This is a genomic window from Oribacterium sp. C9 (assembly GCF_002007235.1).
GTDB lineage: Bacteria > Bacillota > Clostridia > Lachnospirales > Lachnospiraceae > Oribacterium.
On sequence record NZ_MUHW01000015.1, the window covers coordinates 38,550 to 58,012 of the forward strand.

Sequence of the window (19,463 nt, forward strand, 5' to 3'; positions counted from 1 at the left end):
TGAAAATATATGTGCTTTATTACACTTATATCACATCATAACTTATTTTTAAATTTGACAGTTTCAAAAATCAGCGGATATTTTCGATCAGTACCTCTACTGCCTTCTGCATCTGCCTGTCGTCTTTTAGTTCCACCATATAATCCTCGGCATTGCTTCCGAGACTGACTTCAACATCCGGTTTGATACCTACCTTGTGAATGTTTAGACCGGATGGAATATAGTAGTAATGTGTAGTGAACTCCACTGCAGATCCATCCTTAAGTGATGTAATGGTCTGGACTATGCCCTTTCCATAGGAGACGGTACCTACTATAGAGGCACGGTCATAATCCTTGAGACAGCCTGAGAAAAGTTCGGCAGCAGAAGCAGAATTCTGATTTTGGAGGATAACTATAGGCAGGTCGATCTCATGTCCGTCATCGGCATACCATTCACTGCCCTTTCCGTTTTTGTCTCTGGTATATAGCAACAGAGTCTTTCCCTGAGCAAATTCTGTCTTGCCTTCCGTATACATCGTGAGATCGTCGGGCAGTATGTAGTCGATAAGTGATGTAGCTACTTCTATATTTCCGCCGCTGTTTCCTCTCATGTCAATGATCAGCGCCTTTATCTTTGCAGTGTCCACAAGTGTGTCCAGAGCCTGCTTTGTCTGACGTTCCTCGGCATCATGAAAGGCTGAAAAAGCTATGTAGCCGATATCCTTTGCTGAAAGCGATGAATCGGAGGCAGAAGCGTTGGCAGAAAGAGTTTTTAACTGTTCGTCGGTTAATTCGATTTCAAACTCATCCAGAGTTCCGTAACGTACACGAGGTATCTCCACAGTTCCTCGTGATATACGCATGGAAACTTCTTTACCATAACGCTTTACGGTGCAGTCAAAGGAGGTTCCGTCTTCACCCTGGATCAGGTTCTCAACCACATAGGAAACGGACATCTTTGTAATGTCTATTCCGTCGATCTTGTAGAAAATGTCTCCAACCTGAAGACCTGCCTCATCAGCGGGACTTCCTTCGTAGACCTTTGTGACTACTATCTCATTGCTGCCCTCAAGTTGCCGGACCAGAGCTCCTATGCCGTGGAAGGAAGACTGCTTGCTGGCGTTGATTTCCTGCATCTCCTCAACACTGTAGTAGTGAGCGTAAGGATCCTCGGCAGTCAGTGAAGCAAGGAGTCCCTTATAGATGTAGGTTGCTGCCTTGTCCGGATCCTCGGGGAAAAGGTAGTTCTGATCGATGAGCCCCTGAATCATGCCGAGTTTCCTGGAGATAGCCGCCATATTGAGAGAGCCTGTCACCAACCCGTTGGAGTTTTCTGATGCAGATTCTACTGCCGATGTATAGCCCCTGTCTCCTGACTGAAGCTCTGAGGCGCTCGCCAGAGTCATGGAAGCATTGCCCGCACCGCGACTGACGAGGAGGTCGTTGATAAATGGCGGTATACCGAAGAAGTATACGTAAAATGTGCTTCCGCCGACTATAAACATGACCGCAAGTCCCAAAAGGAAACCGTAGACGAAGTCGAAGTTTCCAAAAATCGGCTTCTTCTTATTCGTTGTCGGAGCATCGGTTTCGATATTTTCTGTTTCTTTGTTTAAATTTAAATCTTTGTCTTGCATACCCATCATTATATGTCTCTTTTTTCTATAATGCCAAAGGAATTTTTCTTAAGGTGTTCAATAGAAAAAGCGACAGATCTGAAGTCTGGTTTCAGATCTGTCGCCTGTGATCACAGGTAGCTTTCCGGGTCTACATATGAGCCGTTCTTTCGGATGCCGAAATGAAGGTGTGGGCCTGTAGAGTATCCTGTTGATCCTACGGCGCCGATGGTGTCCCCCTGGGAAACCTCGGTTCCCTCTGAGACATTGAGACTGGACATATGCATGTAGACGGTGTAGGTACCGCTACCGTGGCTTATCATGATATAGTTTCCGGCACTTGCGGAATATGTGGCGATGACTATCTTTCCGGACGCGGCCGCGATGACCCTGGAGCCGGTAGAGGCTGCGATGTCAATGCCTTTGTGATAGGAGCTTGCACCCTCCGTCGGTGATTCGCGGGAACCGAAGTGACTTGAGATGGTGCCACTTGAAGGGCATGGCCACTTGAAGCCTCCTGTCATGGTTCTTTCCTTATATTCGGAACCGTTTTTCTCGGCCTTCTTTCGCGCCTCTTCCTCCTGACGGGCAATCTCTCTTTCCATGGCTTCGATATTGGCCTCCTGAGCTTTGATGGCTGCCTTCAGATCATCTATGCTGTTCTGCTGCTCCTCGATTTCATTCTCAGCATGCGCGATCTTTTTCGAATAGGAAGCAAGCTCCTTATTTTTTTGATCGAGTAGAGTCTGTATGCTCTGCTGCTTTGCCTGAGCCTGAGTCTGTAGTTCTGTGAGCTGTGCGTTCTCAGCCTGAAGCTGGATTCCGGTGTCCTCCACCAGCTTTCTTGTCTCTTCAAATTCGTTGAGCTTTTCTCTGTCGTATCGGGTGATCCTGGATATGTACTCAGCCTTGTTCAGAAGCTCTGACCAGCTTTTTGCGTTCAGGATCATGTCGATGAAGCTGGTATCGCCCTTTTCGTACATAAACTTGATACGGAGCTTCATGCTGGCATACTGATCTGATGAAGTCTGGGTTGCTTTAGCCAGCTGTTCCTGAGTGAACCTGATGTCCTGCTGCTTCTTTTCGATGGCGTCGTTGATGGACATGAGCTCAGTGGTGATATCCGTCATGCTCTGGTCGAGAGCCTTTATATAGGCTGCGGTATCGGCTTTGAGATCCTTCAGTTCATCTATCTTTTTGTTGACCTTTTTCTGCTCTGCTTTTAGGGTGTCTATCTTTTCCTTGCTGTCACTGATTATCTGTTTTGAGTCCTTGATGGACTGCTGTTCCTTCTCTGCCGCAGTGACAGGCATGGAGGTACAGAGAAGTGACATGAGGGCCATCACAGCGAATAATTTTAGTTTTTTGATCTTATATTTCTTCATAATCAAACTCTAAGGGATTTCCGTATGGTGAAAAATGATACTACAAATCCTACACCTACGCCGAGCCCCATTGCCGCTGCCACCATCAGAGGGAAAACTGTTCCGATGGGAATAGGTGCAAAGAGGGTGCTGATGCCGAGGAAGTGATCATTGACATAGGTTACAGCTCGCTCATATATAAGGTAAATGCCTACGAGCGGAATAACTGCGCCTGCAAATCCCAGTACCACACCCTCCACAAGGAAAGGAAGGCGTATCATGAAGTTGGTGGCGCCTATCATCTTCATGATTTCATTTTCCTTGCGCCTGAACTGAGCCGCAACGGAAATGGTGTTGGAAATGAGAAAAACGGAAACCGCCAGAAGTACGCTTATTATGACAGCGCTCAGTGAGGAGATCAGATGCTCTAAGGAGCTGAGACCCTCTATGGCGGCGCTTGAGTAGTTGATCTGCCTTACTGCGTCAAAGCTGTAGAGCCAGTCAACTATCTCCTGTTGATCCGCGATGTTGTTGAGGAATATTTCGTAGCTCTGGGAGCCGGCAAGAGGATTGTCCTCAGCAAAGGCTCTGGCCATCAGTTCATTGTCATGAAAGTAGTCTGATTTAAACTCTTTCCATGCATCCTCCGCAGAGGTATAGTTCCAGCTTTTGATCTCGTCTCTTGTTTCGATTTCATGACCTATGGTCTTTATTTCTTCTTCCGTTGCGTCATCATCGAAGAAAACGGTGATGCCTACGGTAGTTTCTGCGGTTTTTGCCATGTTCTGGACATTGGTCAGTATCGCAAAGAAAAGGCAGAAAAGAAAAATGCAGGCCGAAATGGTGGCTGTGGATGCAGCCGAAAAAAGCTTGTTATGGAAAATGTTTTTGAAGCCGGAACGTATACAGTAGATCCATGCATTGGCCTTCATCATTTCGTGCCCTCCTTTGCTGATTTATGGTGTGGGCGATGGGCGCCCCTAAGGCCGCGGGTCGGCTTTTTTTCACTGTATACCGGAGAGTCAAATTCATCATCCAGCCAGTCCTCTTCTTCGTCCCAGTCTTCTTCCCAATCCTCTGTCCAGTCTGTTTTTTCTTCTGAGTCGATAGCTTCTTCAGGAGTTTCAGCCATAAATGGCTTGCGAACCGACAGCTCAGGCTTCTCAAAAGGCAGCAATATGGACTTTTTGGCTGAGTCTTCAGTATAAGTAGCAGAGCCGGAAGCGGTTCCCGGAATACGGTCAGAAATGATCTCTCCCATGGACATGGAAACCGTGCGTCTGTTCATGCGGTTTACCATTTCTCTGTCATGGGTGATGACGATTACGGTGGTGCCCTGAGCATTGATCCTTTCCAGAAGTTTCATTATTTCTTCGGCATTTTCGTGATCGAGGTTACCTGTAGGCTCGTCGGCGATAAGGATCTCCGGACGATTGACCAGAGCTCTGGCTATGGCTGTGCGCTGCTGCTCTCCGCCGCTTAACTGGCGTGGATAGGAATCTGCCTTGGAGCTGAGTCCTGTGAGTCCGAGTATCTTAGTGACATTTTCAAAGATCTCGGCATCGGATTTTCCTATGATAAGCTGGGCAAATGCTATATTTTCGTAAACCGTTCTGTCCTCAAGCAGTCTGAAATCCTGAAAAACCACCCCCAGACGTCTTCTGTAGGCGGGAACTCTGCTCCTTCTTAGCTTTCTTAGGTCAGTGTCATTGACGATTATACTTCCGCTGTCTGTATCAAGCTCCTTTGTAAGAAGACGTACCAGCGTTGATTTGCCGGAACCGCTTTTCCCCACAATAAAGCAGAACTCCCCATCGCTGATGGTGAGATTTATGTTACGAAGTGCTTTTACTCCGGTGCGATATGTCTTTGAGACATCCTTGAGTTCGATCATAAGGTAATTCTTTCTTTTGGTGTGGAATGGTATAAGTAATCATGAAAGTACGGATTTCTTCGCGCTGGCGCGCTCACGAAATCCTGGATGTATATTCGGAAATCGCTTCGCTCATTATATTCGCGCAGCTTTTTTCCTCATATACGACACTTTCATGATAGAAAAAGCCGGTTACGGTGTAAACACCCATAACCGACTTTTATATTTCAATTATCTTAATAATGTGAAGATCAATAATCGATGGACTCCATATACTTCATATACTTCACTACCATAAGAGCGATCTTGAATGTGATGGCGTCATCAAATACTCTGAGGTCAAGACCGGTTGATCTCTGAAGCTTATCCAGTCTGTAAACAAGTGTGTTTCTGTGGATGTAAAGCTGTCTTGATGTCTCGGATACGTTGAGGTTGTTCTCAAAGAACTTGTTAATGGTTGTAAGTGTTTCCTCATCGAACTCATCAGGAGAAATAGTTGTGAAGATCTCCTTGATGAACATCTTGCAGAGTGGAAGCGGAAGCTGATAGATCAGACGTCCGATACCGAGGCGGTTATAAGCGATGATGTTTCTGTCCTCGTAGAAGATCTTTCCTACTTCGAGAGCCATCTTTGCTTCCTTGTATGACTTGGAAACATCCTTGATCTCGTTTACTACTGTACCGAAGCTTACGCGTGCGTGGATCATAGCCTCTGTCTCCAGCATGTCGAGAATGGTCTCACCCACATGGTAAAGCTCCTCTGCTGTCTCGTTTGGCTTAACTTCCTTAACGACGATAACATTCTTCTCATCAACAGCTGTAACAAAGTCCTTTGTCTTTGTTGCGAAAAGTGTCTTGAGTGCATCCAAAGCACCTGAGTCGTTAGAACCCTTATCAGTCTCGATGATATAAACAACACGCTTTACGCCAATGTCTATGTGGAGCTTCTTTGCGCGGTTGTAGATATCAACAAGAAGCAGGTTGTCGAGAAGAAGGTTCTTTATGAAATTGTCCTTATCGAACTTCTCTTTATACGCTACAAGAAGAGTCTGGATCTGGAATGAAGCAAGCTTTCCGACCATGTAAACATCGTCGGTGTCGCCCTTTGCGATGAGAACGTACTCAAGCTGGTGCTCATCGAAGATCTTGAAAAACTGATATCCGCCTACTGCCTGACTGTCTGCCTGAGAATCTGCAAAGGAAGATACCATAGACTCTGTGTACTGCTCGTCTGAAAATGTAGAAGAAAGAATCTTGCCGTCGATATCGGCGATAGCAATATCGACTCTTGTAATGCCTTTCAGCGAGTCAATGGTGCTCTGTAAAACCTGATTTGAAATCATATGTTCTCCTATCTTAACGGAAAAAAGAAAAATGTCCGCTGTTACCCATAATTAATTGTATTTTACTAAAATCAACATTTAAGTTCAAGGTTTCTTTATAGAATAGAATAATTGACAAAAAGATTCAAGTGACAATCTGCTTTTTGTTAAAGACAAATTGCCTATTCTGTTATTCGACATGAAGAGACTTTTCCATAAATTAAGAAGCCGGAACGTGTTACAAAAAAAGAACCGAAGCACTACTGCTCCGGTTCTTTGAAAAATCTTAGTTTGTGATGGTCTTCTCTGTCTCTTTGTCGAATACGTGGATCTTTGACTCGTCGATCGCAAATGTAACATTGGAACCTGTACGAGCTGCTGTCTTAGGGTTAACTCTTGCAACCCATGAAGCATCTCCGAGATCGAAGTAAAGAAGTGTTTCTGCACCGAGCATCTCGTAAACCTTGATCTCTGCCTGAACTGTCTGCTTTGGATGAGCTGCTACGAAATCAGCCTCATCATGAATGTGCTCAGGTCTGATACCGAGAGTTACGGTCTTGCCTACATATCCGCCATCCTTAAGCTTTGCAGCCTTCTCCTTGCTGAGTGTAATTGTGTGATCTGCGAAAGTAAGTGTTACCTCGCCATTTACCTCTGCGCACTCTGCGTCGATCATGTTCATCTGAGGTGAACCGATGAATCCTGCAACGAACTTGTTGCAAGGTGTATCGTAAAGGTTCTCAGGTGAATCTACCTGCTGGATGATACCATCCTTGAGAACGACGATTCTTGTTCCGAGTGTCATAGCCTCTGTCTGGTCATGAGTAACGTAGATGATTGTTGTCTCAAGAGACTTATGAAGCTTTGCGATCTCTACACGCATCTGAGCTCTCAGCTTTGCATCGAGGTTTGAAAGAGGCTCGTCCATAAGGAATACCTTAGGTCTGCGGACGATAGCACGTCCCATGGCAACACGCTGTCTCTGTCCACCTGAAAGAGCCTTTGGCTTTCTGTCGAGAAGGTGCTCAAGGTCAAGGATTCTTGCGGCCTCATGTACCTTCTGATCGATCTCATCCTTAGGTACCTTACGAAGCTTAAGACCGAATGCCATGTTATCATATACTGTCATATGAGGATACAGAGCGTAGTTCTGGAATACCATCGCGATATCTCTGTCCTTTGGTTCTACATCATTCATTCTCTTTCCGTCGATCATGAGATCACCGCTTGAGATATCCTCAAGTCCTGCGATCATACGAAGAGTTGTGGACTTACCACATCCAGATGGTCCTACGAAAATGATAAACTCCTGATCCTTTACATCAAGATTGAACTCCTTAACGGCAACGAATCCGTTAGGATACTTTTTTGTGACGTCTTTAAGAACTACACTTGCCATAATTGTTTGTCTCCTTATCAGCTATACATCTAGTACTATCAGCGGTATCTCCTCCGCTTTTTTTGAACTATCCGTATAATACTCTAATAAAAATTCAATCTCTAGGGCAGAGCTTCCCAAAAAGGAACGTCAAATTTTAGACAAAGTGTCGGTAGGAAAACCGGTTTTGTTAATAAAGACAAAAAATCGAAGTTTTTGTAATCTTAATCTTCCCTTCTTTCAGCAATTTGCCTACTGCACGCTTAAATGCGGCCTTTGACATGCCGAAATCACGCTGAATTTCGTCAGGTTGTACAGTTTTATCGGTGTATGGTACATGTCCATCGAACTTTTCTTTCAAAATGGTGAGTACCTCATCGGCATTTTGCTCATAAAAATAGGTCTTGATTTTGTCATTTTTAATAACTGTCGCGTCTTCATGCTTCTTTGTGTACATGGTTGCGGCAAGGCGCTGAGAGTGATCCACATAAAGATAAACCTCGATGGTGTCACCCTTTTTGAGCTCGTAACGCATCTCGTGATAAGGAAGGAGTACATCTCTCTCAAGTCCGATATCAACGAAAGCACCGATGTTGGTAACATCCTTTACCAGTACCTTTGCTATCTCGCCCACTGAGATAAGGGGCTTCTTTGTAGTTGCTATAAGACGATCGCGGGAATCCTTATATACGAAAACCTCTATATCGTCTCCTATATTCTTTCCGTTTGGAACCTGCTTTTTCGGAAGAAGTACGGATGCGCCTTCCTCGTCTGCGAGATATACACCGAAATCCTTTTCACGTGCTATCTTAAGTGTCTGAATCTTTCCTAATTCGATCATTTGGTTTCCTTTCTATGATTGTGTCTGGATTTATGAAAATTCTATATTGCAGTATACTTCTCCGGATTCATTCTGGAGACTGACTACCACGCTTCCGCTATCGGTCTGTCCGTATTTCGGGATCATGATGTCTCCGAGAACTGCTGCCTTCCTGTACTCTGCCCTGATACGACCGGAGGTGAAATGCACCTTTCCTTCCGTGGCAGCTGTCAGGACGTCGTCTGCAATCTGGATGTACTGAGCATTGTTCACATGATGATTTGTGTCAATGTGATGCTGCTCTACCTTTATGGCCTCACCGGTAGTGAGCTCCTCCGGTGCTGTAACTCTCCTGTCGCTTGCAGGCAGGTTAAGAACATTGTCTATTTCGCCGAAAGGCTCGATCATGTTTTCTTCTATCTTTACAGGACGCATGCGTTCTGTGTCGAAGTTGAACCAGAGACTGTCGGCTTTCAGAAGATAGTTTCCGTCGTTATCCTTTACCCAGAAATTTCTGTGGGCAAGAACACCTCTGAATTCGTGAGGGCTTGTTCCGATAGATATATTTTCATACAAACGGGGCATACGTTCAATATAAATATCCCAGTAGCTGAGGAGCCATGCCCTGTGGATCTCGCTCAGGTGATCCACTGTGAGGCCTACGTCCGCTGAATGAAAGGTGCTGCAGTCCTGAAGATAATTTACAAGCGCTGTAATAGTGATGTTCTGTGTCTCGTCTGTTTCTGAATAACGTACTCTTGCGTCAAACTCGTACATGGTGCTCCTTTCATCTGGTAAAGGTGTATATGTGTACAATAAAAGCAGGTTCAACGTTTCCGCGAAACCTGCTTTGATGCTGTGTTCTAAGGTGTTTCGTCCGTTTCGCGTATCTGCCGTCTCATACAACAGAGGTATCTCAGCGTATATCCGCTGAAAGTAATACCGGTATCTTAATCGCATTCATAAATAAAAGCAACAGATATTTTACTTTTGAACAATCTTCTGAGAAGCAAATATTTCAACATCTGCCGGATCGAAACAGGCTTATGTAATACCGGTTATGCGTTCAGCTCTGCTGCGTCGATCTTGAAGCCTTCAAGCTTTGATGTGCAGTTAGGACATCTTGTAGCCTCGATCTTGATCTCAGACTTGCAGTATGGACACTCCTTTGTGGCAGGAACAGCAGGTGCCTCTGCTTCCTGTTTTCTCAGCTTGTTCATTCCCTTCACGAAAAGGAAAACTACAAATGCCATGATAAGGAAAGAAATAGCCTGAGTTATGAACTTTCCATAACCGAAAACCGCACCCTCTGCCACTGCGTCGGCGTAGACCTTTGTTGTCTGACCTGCCAGAGGGATGAACATGTTGTTGAAGTCGATCTTTCCTGTAAAGATGGAAAGGATAGGCATAACGAGATCGTCAACCACGCTCTTTACGAGAGCTGTGAATGCAGAACCGATGATCATGCCGACTGCAAGATCGATCATGTTTCCTTTTACTGCAAACTCTTTAAATTCCTTGATAAAATCTTTCATCGATATGCTCCTATTCTGCCCGGGACTATAAAAGATGCCTGTGCCAATGCTTAGATCATTCAGCTCACCGGATATAAGGTGGAGCCGTAGGCTTGAGGGCGACACCGAAACATCAAAAAAGATCCGGAGCCATGATTTTTTAATAAAACCATTTTACTCCGGATCATGTGAAAATTCTATTTTATTCTGCTGTTTTTAATTTTTATATTCTGTTTCTCTCCACTTCAGGAACTCGGAAAGATCCATATCTATATAACTCATTTTATTATCGGTTCCGAGGTGAGGTGTGACTGTGACCTCGCAGTATTTACTGATCTCCTTAAGATCCGCTTCTGAAAGAGGATGTGCTCCGTCATAGTCGTACTGCTGGAATTCCATGCCTTTTTCGAGATCCGCCTTGTTGTAGACCCTGAACATAATGTAGGTACTGTTCTCCTTGCCGGAGTTATAGAATTTGGCTCTGGACTGTCTGCGATAGTCTTCGAGTTTTTCTATCATAGCGTTGTAACGTTCTTTTTTCTCTTTTGGTATCACCATGGTGAATTCCACATTTGCCTCATGTGTCTCTGTATCTTCGCCACTCTCGAGAATGGTTCCGAGATCCTCTATGGATACAAATGCATCATAGGAATAACAGAGGTACCTTTGGCTGAACAGGTCGTAAGGGAGCTTGCTGAGACCGAAACCTTCTGTGGCCCATCCTGCCTTTGCGAAGCATAGGGAAGCCACGGTGGCAAAGACGAAATAGGCTATGGGGCGCCATGTGATCTTCAGAGTTCTCTTGTAGACGAAGGATGCCACTATGTATATGAAGAACAGAAGGAGGTAGAAGAACTCCATGTTGTCCCATCCGTCGGAAACTATAGACCATGCCATATCAAGAAGGATAAGGGCGAGGTAAATGTTTATGATGAAAGGATATGAAAGTATATCGTCGGAGATTTGTCCGGCTCTCTCTGCCTTTCTCTTTATGAAATGATATCTCAAAAGTACGATCGCGATAACGGCGTACAAAAACTGCAGCAGCACATAGCGGACACTGAAGATGGAAAGCTGTGCGTACTCGGGCTCAAGGATGAACTCGAGATTTGAGGCAAGCATACCTGCAGGCGAAAGCATTACCGCAATATCGTATATGAAGCTGTCTGGCGGAAGATTTCTGCCGGCTATCATGCACTGCATGAAGATCATTATGGAGATCCCGACAACTCCGGGAAGTGTTGAGTAGGCTCCTATCATCACTATTCCGTCGAAGATGGAGTTTGCCAATGTATAGACCGCGGTGTTCACAAGTATCAGTACCAGCAGTGAATAGGCTTCATAACCCTGAAGGAGCAGAAATCTGTGTACGGGTACTGCGTGAAATGCCTTGGTGATCCACACGATGGCGGTGCCCAGTAAGAAGCTTCCGTAGGCCATGAGCCATGTTAAAAGTATGTTCGTCAGAAGCTGTTCCTTTCTGGAAACAGGGAGTGACAGGAACATGTCCACACTGTTCTTTCTGTGAATGTATGAAAAAAGAAGTACAGGTACAGCGGCACTGAGAAGTATGGAAAGAATATTTCCTATGTTGGCGCAGGCTGTAAAGGTATCCTCCGGATGCAGGTGGTCATAACCGGTGAAGGAAATAAGCTGAAAGGCCACTGAGATAAGCAGGAAGAAAAGTATCGAGATCCTGCGGCTCTTTATCAGCCATTTGAAGTAGTTTTTATTCATGATCGTGCCTCTCTTTCAAGTTCATATATGAAAAGCTCTTCGAAATTGACCGGAAGTATGTTCAGAAGGATCGGATCCATGGCTCTTAACTGATCTTCCACCTGATCCGCGTCTCCCCGGATGACCAGCTTGTATACCTGACCTTCCTTTTCGAACTGGAGGATGTCGAGGTCATGGAAGTCATCTTTTGTACGATCTTCCCTGAAGGCCAGCTGATACTTGTTAATGTTTGCCTTGGACTCTGAGAGATCTCCTCCGCTGAGTATCCTGCCGTCTTCCAGCATGGCGAAGCTGTCACAGATATCTTCAAGCTCCTTCAGGCTGTGGGACGATATGATGACGGAAACGTCTTCGTCTTCGAGAAGGTCCGTCAATGCATTTTTGAAGTGGAGCCTTGCTATAGGTTCAAGTCCGTCATAGGCCTCGTCCAGGAGCATTAGCTTAGGGTGTATGGCGAGGGCGAACAAAAGTGATACTCTTCGCTTCATACCCTTTGAAAAGGTGGCGATGGAAGCCTTCGGATCAAGCTCGAACATCTTTAGATATTTCTGATAGGCCTCCGGATCAAAATCGTACATGCACTCATAGAACAGCTTGAGGCTTTCTATGGTGGAGCCTAAGGGGAAGTACGCCTCGTCGCTTACGAAGGCTATCTTCTTCTTTGTGCTCATGTCGTAATATGTGCTTTTTCCATCGAGGGTTATACTGCCCGTTTCCGGTGCGTATACTCCGGCAATGGAACGAAGCAGGGTCGATTTTCCGGCGCCGTTTATACCTACGAGACCGACTATGGATTTTGTGTTGACTGTAAGGTTCAGGTCTTTAAGAACTTCTTTTTTGCCGAAGTTTTTTGACAAGTGTTCTATCTTAAGCATGGTTATCCTCCCCATATACCTTGTTCACGGCCGCGAGGACCTCTTCTTTTGTGATGCCGTTGTCCTTGAGCGGCTTAAGCAATGATGTTATCTGAAGCATTTTTGAATTTTCCATACTGATATTCGCTACATAGACCCCTTTCTTTGGCAGATTGTATACGTATCCCTTCTGCTCCAGCTGGGCGTATGCCTTGGCAACGGTGTTAGGGTTAATGCCGTTTTCCGTTGCCAGCTGTCTTACAGAAGGGAGCTTGTCGCCGGATTTCAGGACTCCGGCTTCTATGAAGCTCAGTATCTGAGTCTGTATCTGCTCAAATATGGGCTCCTTGCTCTGAAGGTTGACAAGGAACATATTTCACCTCCGAATCTGTCAGTATAAGTGTCAAAACTCTATCTCACCCTTGTGTATGCACAGATATGCGGGATAGACTTAATGACACTCATGACATCTGTATTAATTGTACTAGCTGTATTAACTGTACTACTATTCCGGTGAAATGCAACAGGGGTGTATGATTATTCAAAAAAAGTTAATGGAATGAATGGGGATGAAATAAAAAATAAAGAATTTAGTGAAAAACAGGGAAGGGAAAGCAAAAAAGGCGGCAGATATGATTGGGGCGGCATCCCACATTCCTTCGGAATATGGGATATATACGAGGAGAAAATGCCATTAGATGGCGCTAAAGCGCCGGGCATTTTCGTTTGATTTTGCCTTACGGCAAAACCAGCCTCGCCGCCTGGGCGGCATCCCACATTCCTTCGTAATATGGGATATATACAAAAAAACTCAGAGCCAAAGCTCTGAGTTCTGAAAGCAGCGCTACCAGGATTCGAACCTGGGAATGACGGAATCAGAATCCGTTGCCTTACCACTTGGCGACAGCGCTATATGAGTGTCGCTTCAAGCGACTTGTATATACTACACTAAGGTATAGGTTATGTCAACAATAAAATAAATTTTTATAATTAATGCCCGCAGAAAATATCTGCGGGCATCAGATCACTCTTTCGTTATTTCTGAAAATCCGTCAGTGAACTCCTGAGTTCCGTCGGCTTCGATCCACATGGCGTCGATCCTGCCTACTCTATCGCTCTTTCCAAGAACGCTGGTACCATCTGAAACAGATTTGATGAGGGCCTTTCCGTCTTCGACACTCATGCAGAAAAGAGCTGTTGAAAGTGCATCCGCAAGAGCTGAGTCATGAGTCAGGATGGTAACACTGCGGTGATACTTCGCAGGATATAAGGTGTCAGGGTCAATGATGTGATGATATCGCTCTCCGTCTACCACATAGTAGCGCTCGTAGTCCCCGGATGTAACGAGGGAAGCATCCTCGAGATAAGTAACTACAGCGTACTGATCCCCGGTCTGGTTGTCGCGGAAGGTAGGGTTCTCAACAGGACATACCCATTTCTCGGTATTATTTTTGAGACCGATGGCACGGAGATTTCCGCCCAGATTCAGCATGAAGCTGTCTGATCCGGCACCCTCTATGAGCTTTGCGGCATCCTCTGTAGCGTAGCCCTTTGCTATGCCTCCCACATCAAGACTCATTTCAGGATCCTTCAGGAACACGGTTCCTGCCTCTTCGTCAATGATCACATCATCGATGTTGGTGTGCTTTGCAGCCTCTCTGAGAGCCTCTTCATCAGGAAGCTCACCCTTCGAAGGATCTGCCATGCCTATCTCACGCTTGTCGTGCCAGAGACGAAGCACCGCACCGTAAGCGATATTCAGCTTTCCGTCAGTGAGGGTATACACTTCCTTGCCCCACTTCAGGAGCTCTATAAGCTTTTCGTCAACCTTCACAGGCTCCTTGCCCGCATTGTCGTTGATGGTCTTAATGTTGTTTACGCCTTCGTAATCGTTATAAATATCGAAGAGCTGGTGCTCCTTCAGAAGCAGGTCATGAGAATCCTTGTATCTGGATTTAAAAGTCTCTTCGTCCGGCTCGTATCCTATCTCCATGGAGACGGTGTCGAAAACATCCAGGAACTGGGCGTTGTATCGTGTTTTCTCGACAGGCTTCTTTGCGCAACCGGTTGCTGTTATTGCCAATGCTGCCGCCGAAAGGATAGCGGCTGCAGCTGAAAATCTTCTTTTAAATAAAATCTTTTTCAATGCATACCTCCATATATAAAACTCAGCCATTATAGCATATGCGGCGGGATTTTGCCGAAAACAATGCAGGTATTTATATAAAAGTAAGACTCTGTTGATCTTAACTGATTTGCTATTTGACTTTGTGAGGGTGGTGTATTATATTTTTTTAGTACGATTTTTTGGAGATGTACCCAAGAGGCCGAAGGGGGCGCACTCGAAATGCGCTAGGTCGGAAACGGCGCCAGGGTTCAAATCCCTGCATCTCCGCGAAAAGTAAAAGGCTTAAAACCGTGATGATCTCATAACATCATCGGTTTTAAGCCTTTTTTGTTGCTGTGTCATACCACCTTAGTGGTCCACTTGGTGCAGTCCCATATGTCTGTTGCTATGTCCTGATAGAACTCAGGCTCGTGGCAGACCATAAGGATGCTGCCCTTGTATTCGAGAAGTGCTCTCTTCAGTTCATCCTTTGCATCCGGGTCCAGATGGTTCGTAGGCTCGTCCAGAACCAGGATGTTTGAAGGGCGGTTCAGAAGCTTGCAGAGACGGACTTTTGCCTGCTCTCCTCCTGAAAGAACACGAATCTTACTTTCTATGTGCTGACTGGTGAGTCCGCATTTTGCCAGAGCTGCACGGACTTCAGACTGGTTAAGTCCCGGGAACTCATTCCAGATCTCCTGAAGACTGGTGTTGTCATTGTCACCGGCAGTCTCCTGCTCGAAGTAGCCTATATCGAGATTGTCTCCGAGCTCAACCTTTCCAGAGATAGGATCGATAAGTCCGAGAAGGCTCTTCAGAAGAGTTGTCTTTCCTATACCGTTTGCACCGGTCATAACGATGCGGCTGCCTCGCTCCATCTCGAGGTTTAGCGGCGCTGAAAGCGGTTCGTCATATCCTATTACGAGATCCTTTGTGGAGATAAGGTACTTGCCCGGAGTCTTTGAGTAGAGGAAGGTGAAGCTTGGCTTCGGCTTCTCTCTCACCTTATCGATTCTCTCCATCTTATCCAGCTTCTTCTGACGGGACATGGCCATGTTTCTCGTTGATACACGGGCCTTGTTTCTGGCAACGAAATCCTCGAGATCCGCGATCTCCTGCTGCTGACGCTTGTAAGCGGCGTCCTGCTGTGCCTTCTGGGCGGCATAGACTTCTTCAAAATGGTGATAGTCTCCCACATATCTTGAAAGCTGCCTGTTATTCATGTGGTAGATAATGTTTATGACGCTGTTCAGGAAAGGGATGTCATGTGATATCAGGATGAAGGCATTCTCATAGTCCTGAAGATACTTTTTGAGCCATGCTATATGCTCCTCGTCAAGGTAGTTGGTGGGCTCGTCAAGAAGCAGTATCTCAGGCTTCTCCAGAAGAAGCTTCGCAAGCAGTACCTTGGTTCTCTGACCGCCGGAAAGCTCTGTGACATCCCTGTCGAGACCGAGATCCAGAAGACCAAGGGCACGGGCAACTTCATTGACCTTTGCATCAATAAGGTAAAAGTCATGGGCGCTCAGGAGCTCCTGAAGAGTGCCTGCTTCTTCCATGTACTCGTTCATTTCCTCTTCCGAGGCCGTAGCCATGAGACCGTAAAGCTCATTACACCGCTCGTCCATCTTGTAGAGCTCGTCAAATGCACTTGAAAGTACGGTTCCAATGGTCATGCCGGGCTGAAGCACGGCATGCTGGTCAAGATAGCCGACCTTTACGTGCTTTGACCACTCAACCTTTCCTTCATCAGGCTGAAGCTTTCCTGTGATAATGCTCATGAAGGTGGACTTTCCCTCTCCGTTGGCACCTATTAGACCGATATGCTCTCCCTTCAGTAGACGGAAGGATACGTCGTCAAAGATGGCGCGGTCGCCGAAACCGTGGGTCAGGTGTTCAACATTTAAAATACTCATAAAACAAATACTCCGTTCTGCCGGGGATCCGGCATGTGCAGGGGTTAAATAACAGCTTAACTAATGATTTAGTGTCAAAAGTTGATCATTCCGTACAGAGTGTAACTGTGAGATAAACTTAAGGCACTTATGGTATATTTTTATATAAAAGAAAACCAGTATCAAGTTTCCTTGAATACTGGTTTTATGCCGGTAGCCGGGGTCGAACCGGCACGCCCATCACTGGGCACGGGATTTTAAGTCCCGAGCGTCTGCCTATTCCGCCATACCGGCAGCACCAAATTATAATATAAGATATTTCGGCGCTTGTCAATAAGAAGATTTACAGTGTCGTCACACAGCTCCGGGACCTGCAGAAGGTCCTGCAGTATCACCCTCTGTTAAACCTCCGGGACCTGCGGAGGGACCGTCAGACGGTCCTGAATTGTCTCCCGGATGAGAAGGCGCATTATCCTGCTGTTGATCTGAGTTGTCCGGTTTGTCAGAGCTGTTCTTCTCAGACTCCGTTTCCTTGTTCTCTTTGGTCTCTTCTTTAGATTCTTTTGTTTCTTTTTTGGTCTCCTCTTCCTTCTTGGATTCGGTTTCCTTTTCTGTTTCTATATCCTCTATGGTATCAGAGGTCTCCGCTTCTGTTTCGGCCTTTGCTGTAGTCTCCGCTTCAGTAGTTTCCTGAGCCTTTGTTTCTTCGGTCTTTGTTTCTGCCGCCTTTGTTTCTGTTTCTTTCTTCGTTTCCGCAGCAGTCTCATCCGCCGCCTTAGTGATTCCGGTTCCGCCACCTATCTTCGGGATATCGGCATTCTTGAGCTCCCCTATTCCGGTTTTTTCCTGAATGTGTGCGGAGATCTTCTTTACTGTGTCGTTCAGCGTAAAGTTCGCTGCATCATCACCGTACAGGAAAGGATGAAGCTGCAGTACGTTTGAAGCAAGTGTTGCAGGAACTACAACGTCCATCTTGCCAACCAGAGTTGTGTCTCTTGAAAACGGGAAGCCTACGGCATTCTGTATGTTATAGTTCTTGACGTTCTTTGCCATATCCAGTACATCATCAAGTCCGATGCTGGTCTTTATCTCTGACATTACCGTCATGGCTGTTGCTGCCAATGTCTTCTTATCCGCTGTCTTCGCCTTCTCCATAGCCAGCTGTAAAACCTTACGTTGTCTTGCGGTACGGTTGAAGTCCGTATCCATGAGACGAAGTCTTCCGTAGGCAACAGCCTGAACTCCGTCAAGATGGTTCATTCCGCTGTGCTCGAGCTGGACAGAACCGAGCCCCGTGGAGTTTACAGTCTCAGTGATGAAGGCATTGATATACTTGAACTCCGAGTCGCTGATGTCGAGATCGATGCCGCCCAACATGGTGATTCCTTCGGCGACCGCCTTCCAGTTGAAGGTTACATAATCGTCGATACTGAGCTGGAGATTCCTTTCGAGAGCCGCTATTGCCTGTTCGTAACCGCCTTTGAAATAAGCCTCGTTTATCTTGTGATAGTTACCCTCATCATCGATCTGGAGGTAAGAATCACGGTATACGGAGGTGAGATTCACATCTCCTGTTCTTCTGTTGATACTTGCCACCATGATGACATCACTGAGGGCTCCGGCACCCAGGTTTCCGTCACGTGAATCTACGCCGAAGACAGCTACTGTCCAGTATTTCGGCTTCATGAGATTCTTCACCTGACTCCATGCGAAGAAGCCGCCGACAATTAAAAGTACGAATATAAGAAGTGTTGCAAGTATGCGCTTTACAGGATTTTTGCCCCTTCTTCCCGGGCGTACAGATGAAGCTGCGCCTGCACTCACGCCACGTGCTGCGGAGCTCTCTCTTCCGATGCCTGATCTTTCGGCATAGGTTCTTCCGGAATTACGTCTTCCCTGAGCCTGTGCTGAGCGTCTGACTCTGTCGGATGCATATTCCGAGTCGTAATCATAACCGGTATCATATGTTCCGGCGCTGTCTCTTTCGTAGCGCTCGTTTTCAAAGGCCTCCTGCTCAAGCTCGGCGAGATTCCGGTTCACTGCACGGCTTTTATAGACATTGCTCCCTGATCTGTCAGGATTCATTCTTCTGCCGGAATAATCCTCATCGTATCTTCCGTCATGGCTGTCTTCGAATCTGTTTCCGGATGGTCTCCTGTTACTGTGATTGGGGACATCTAAGTAATCATCCTCGTATGAAGCTTTGTATCTCTCCGAGCGGGCACGCATTTCAGAAAGACGTTCTTCGGATCCCTTTGACCTTGCGGTCCTGCGTGGACGAGGAGAAAAATCGTCGTAATCTGTATTTTTCATAATATCTCTACTCCTGATAAAAATCACATGGATTTTATTTTCTATTCTAAAGCAGAGGGATTATAACAAAGGGTAAATGGGAATTAAAGCATTTTAACAGTATCGTCAGCGGAAATTAAAGAATTCACAGAATTTTGACCGGGGAACCATCTGACCGTCTTACCACAAAAAAGAGCTCCGCGTCGCCGCGGAGCCCTGTGGTAAACATTATTCTGATCGAATGATCGATTACTTGATTGTTGCTGTATTGAGAAGCAGCATGCAGAATACCAGTGCGAAAAGAGCAACTGTCTCGATGACACCGATTACTACGAAGTAGTTTGCGGTACCCTTTCCTGTAGCACCAAGAGCGTCAGCAGAAGCTGCTGCAGCCTTGCCCTGGAAGAATGCTGAGAAACCGATTGCGATTCCGCCGAAGATACCGATTCCGAGTGAAAGAGCCGGATCGATAGTTCCTGCATTCCATGCACTTGCGATGAAGTTCATGAGAAGGAAACCGTAAATTGTCTGTGTAAGAGGTGCACCTGCAAAAGCTGTCATGATGAATGGAGCCTGCTTGCCGGCTGCATAACACTTCTTCCATGCTCCTACTGCTGCCTGTCCTGCCATACCTGCACCAAAAGCTGATCCTAATGCAGACAGACCAAGTGCTGCTGCCATACCAATATAAGCGATATTCATAGTCTTTC

General features: G+C 46.0%; 16 protein-coding genes, 3 tRNA genes and 1 pseudogene. 2 read left to right on the forward strand and 18 right to left on the reverse strand.

Annotated elements, in window-relative coordinates:
* Nucleotides 1-70: 70 nt before the first annotated feature.
* From BXO88_RS10340 to BXO88_RS10395, 12 genes and pseudogenes are all read right to left on the reverse strand, one after another.
* Complete coding sequence (locus BXO88_RS10340) at nucleotides 71-1,627, reverse strand: S41 family peptidase (protein WP_078037658.1); 1,557 nt, start codon at nucleotides 1,625-1,627, stop codon at nucleotides 71-73.
* A gap of 101 nt (nucleotides 1,628-1,728) precedes the next feature.
* Nucleotides 1,729-2,982 carry a murein hydrolase activator EnvC family protein gene (locus BXO88_RS10345; protein WP_078037659.1) on the reverse strand — a complete coding sequence of 418 codons (1,254 nt, stop codon included), beginning with the start codon at nucleotides 2,980-2,982 and terminating at the stop codon, nucleotides 1,729-1,731.
* A gap of 2 nt (nucleotides 2,983-2,984) precedes the next feature.
* Nucleotides 2,985-3,893 carry a cell division protein FtsX gene (locus BXO88_RS10350; RefSeq protein ID WP_078037705.1) on the reverse strand — a complete coding sequence of 303 codons (909 nt, stop codon included), beginning with the start codon at nucleotides 3,891-3,893 and terminating at the stop codon, nucleotides 2,985-2,987.
* Nucleotides 3,894-4,201: 308 nt separating this feature from the next.
* A pseudogene (gene ftsE, locus BXO88_RS10355) lies at nucleotides 4,202-4,855 on the reverse strand (cell division ATP-binding protein FtsE); the annotation flags it as partial.
* Nucleotides 4,856-5,085: 230 nt separating this feature from the next.
* A complete protein-coding gene (locus tag BXO88_RS10360; protein WP_078037661.1) occupies nucleotides 5,086-6,177 on the reverse strand; it encodes a PucR family transcriptional regulator in 1,092 nt (363 codons plus the stop codon).
* 265 nt (nucleotides 6,178-6,442) lie between these two features.
* A complete protein-coding gene (locus BXO88_RS10365) occupies nucleotides 6,443-7,555 on the reverse strand; it encodes an ABC transporter ATP-binding protein (RefSeq protein WP_078037662.1) in 1,113 nt (370 codons plus the stop codon).
* Nucleotides 7,556-7,724: 169 nt separating this feature from the next.
* Nucleotides 7,725-8,375 (reverse strand): S1-like domain-containing RNA-binding protein, encoded by a 651-nt coding sequence (locus tag BXO88_RS10370; protein WP_078037663.1) that lies wholly within the window; start codon nucleotides 8,373-8,375, stop codon nucleotides 7,725-7,727.
* A 30-nt stretch (nucleotides 8,376-8,405) separates the two neighbouring features.
* Nucleotides 8,406-9,131 carry an acyl-[acyl-carrier-protein] thioesterase gene (locus tag BXO88_RS10375; protein ID WP_078037664.1) on the reverse strand — a complete coding sequence of 242 codons (726 nt, stop codon included), beginning with the start codon at nucleotides 9,129-9,131 and terminating at the stop codon, nucleotides 8,406-8,408.
* Between the two features lie 281 nt (nucleotides 9,132-9,412).
* Entirely contained in the window at nucleotides 9,413-9,889 is a 477-nt protein-coding gene (mscL, locus tag BXO88_RS10380; protein ID WP_078037665.1) for a large conductance mechanosensitive channel protein MscL, read from the reverse strand.
* A gap of 195 nt (nucleotides 9,890-10,084) precedes the next feature.
* Nucleotides 10,085-11,605, reverse strand: a complete 1,521-nt coding sequence (locus BXO88_RS10385) for a hypothetical protein (protein WP_078037666.1) — start codon at nucleotides 11,603-11,605, stop codon at nucleotides 10,085-10,087.
* On the reverse strand, nucleotides 11,602-12,480 hold the full coding sequence (locus BXO88_RS10390; protein WP_168171684.1) for an ABC transporter ATP-binding protein: 879 nt from the start codon (nucleotides 12,478-12,480) through the stop codon (nucleotides 11,602-11,604). The genes BXO88_RS10385 and BXO88_RS10390 overlap by 4 nt, the downstream gene beginning before the upstream one ends.
* A complete protein-coding gene (locus BXO88_RS10395; RefSeq protein WP_044994612.1) occupies nucleotides 12,473-12,832 on the reverse strand; it encodes a GntR family transcriptional regulator in 360 nt (119 codons plus the stop codon). Before BXO88_RS10395 ends, BXO88_RS10390 begins: the two co-directional genes overlap by 8 nt.
* Before the next feature lie 156 nt (nucleotides 12,833-12,988).
* On the opposite strand from BXO88_RS10395, the gene BXO88_RS16325 reads away from it, so the two are divergent.
* A complete protein-coding gene (locus BXO88_RS16325) occupies nucleotides 12,989-13,189 on the forward strand; it encodes a hypothetical protein (protein ID WP_139355572.1) in 201 nt (66 codons plus the stop codon).
* Between the two features lie 109 nt (nucleotides 13,190-13,298).
* Here the strand turns inward: BXO88_RS16325 and BXO88_RS10400 are convergent.
* Together BXO88_RS10400 and BXO88_RS10405 are read right to left on the reverse strand one after the other, a co-directional pair.
* Nucleotides 13,299-13,370 (reverse strand) — tRNA-Gln (locus BXO88_RS10400).
* 113 nt (nucleotides 13,371-13,483) lie between these two features.
* Complete coding sequence (locus tag BXO88_RS10405) at nucleotides 13,484-14,605, reverse strand: FAD:protein FMN transferase (protein ID WP_242945199.1); 1,122 nt, start codon at nucleotides 14,603-14,605, stop codon at nucleotides 13,484-13,486.
* Nucleotides 14,606-14,768: 163 nt separating this feature from the next.
* Between BXO88_RS10405 and BXO88_RS10410 the strand changes: the two genes are divergently transcribed.
* Nucleotides 14,769-14,854 (forward strand) — tRNA-Ser (locus BXO88_RS10410).
* Nucleotides 14,855-14,925: 71 nt separating this feature from the next.
* On the opposite strand, the gene BXO88_RS10415 is transcribed toward BXO88_RS10410, so the two are convergent.
* From BXO88_RS10415 to BXO88_RS10430, 4 genes are all read right to left on the reverse strand, one after another.
* Nucleotides 14,926-16,482 (reverse strand): ABC-F family ATP-binding cassette domain-containing protein, encoded by a 1,557-nt coding sequence (locus tag BXO88_RS10415; protein WP_078037669.1) that lies wholly within the window; start codon nucleotides 16,480-16,482, stop codon nucleotides 14,926-14,928.
* Nucleotides 16,483-16,669: 187 nt separating this feature from the next.
* Nucleotides 16,670-16,755: transfer RNA gene (locus BXO88_RS10420), tRNA-Leu, on the reverse strand.
* Nucleotides 16,756-16,815: 60 nt separating this feature from the next.
* A complete protein-coding gene (locus BXO88_RS10425; protein ID WP_078037670.1) occupies nucleotides 16,816-18,774 on the reverse strand; it encodes an LCP family protein in 1,959 nt (652 codons plus the stop codon).
* Between the two features lie 228 nt (nucleotides 18,775-19,002).
* Nucleotides 19,003-19,455, reverse strand: coding sequence for an ATP synthase subunit K (locus tag BXO88_RS10430; RefSeq protein ID WP_036610178.1), 453 nt, complete (start codon nucleotides 19,453-19,455; stop codon nucleotides 19,003-19,005).
* Nucleotides 19,456-19,463 lie beyond the last annotated feature (8 nt).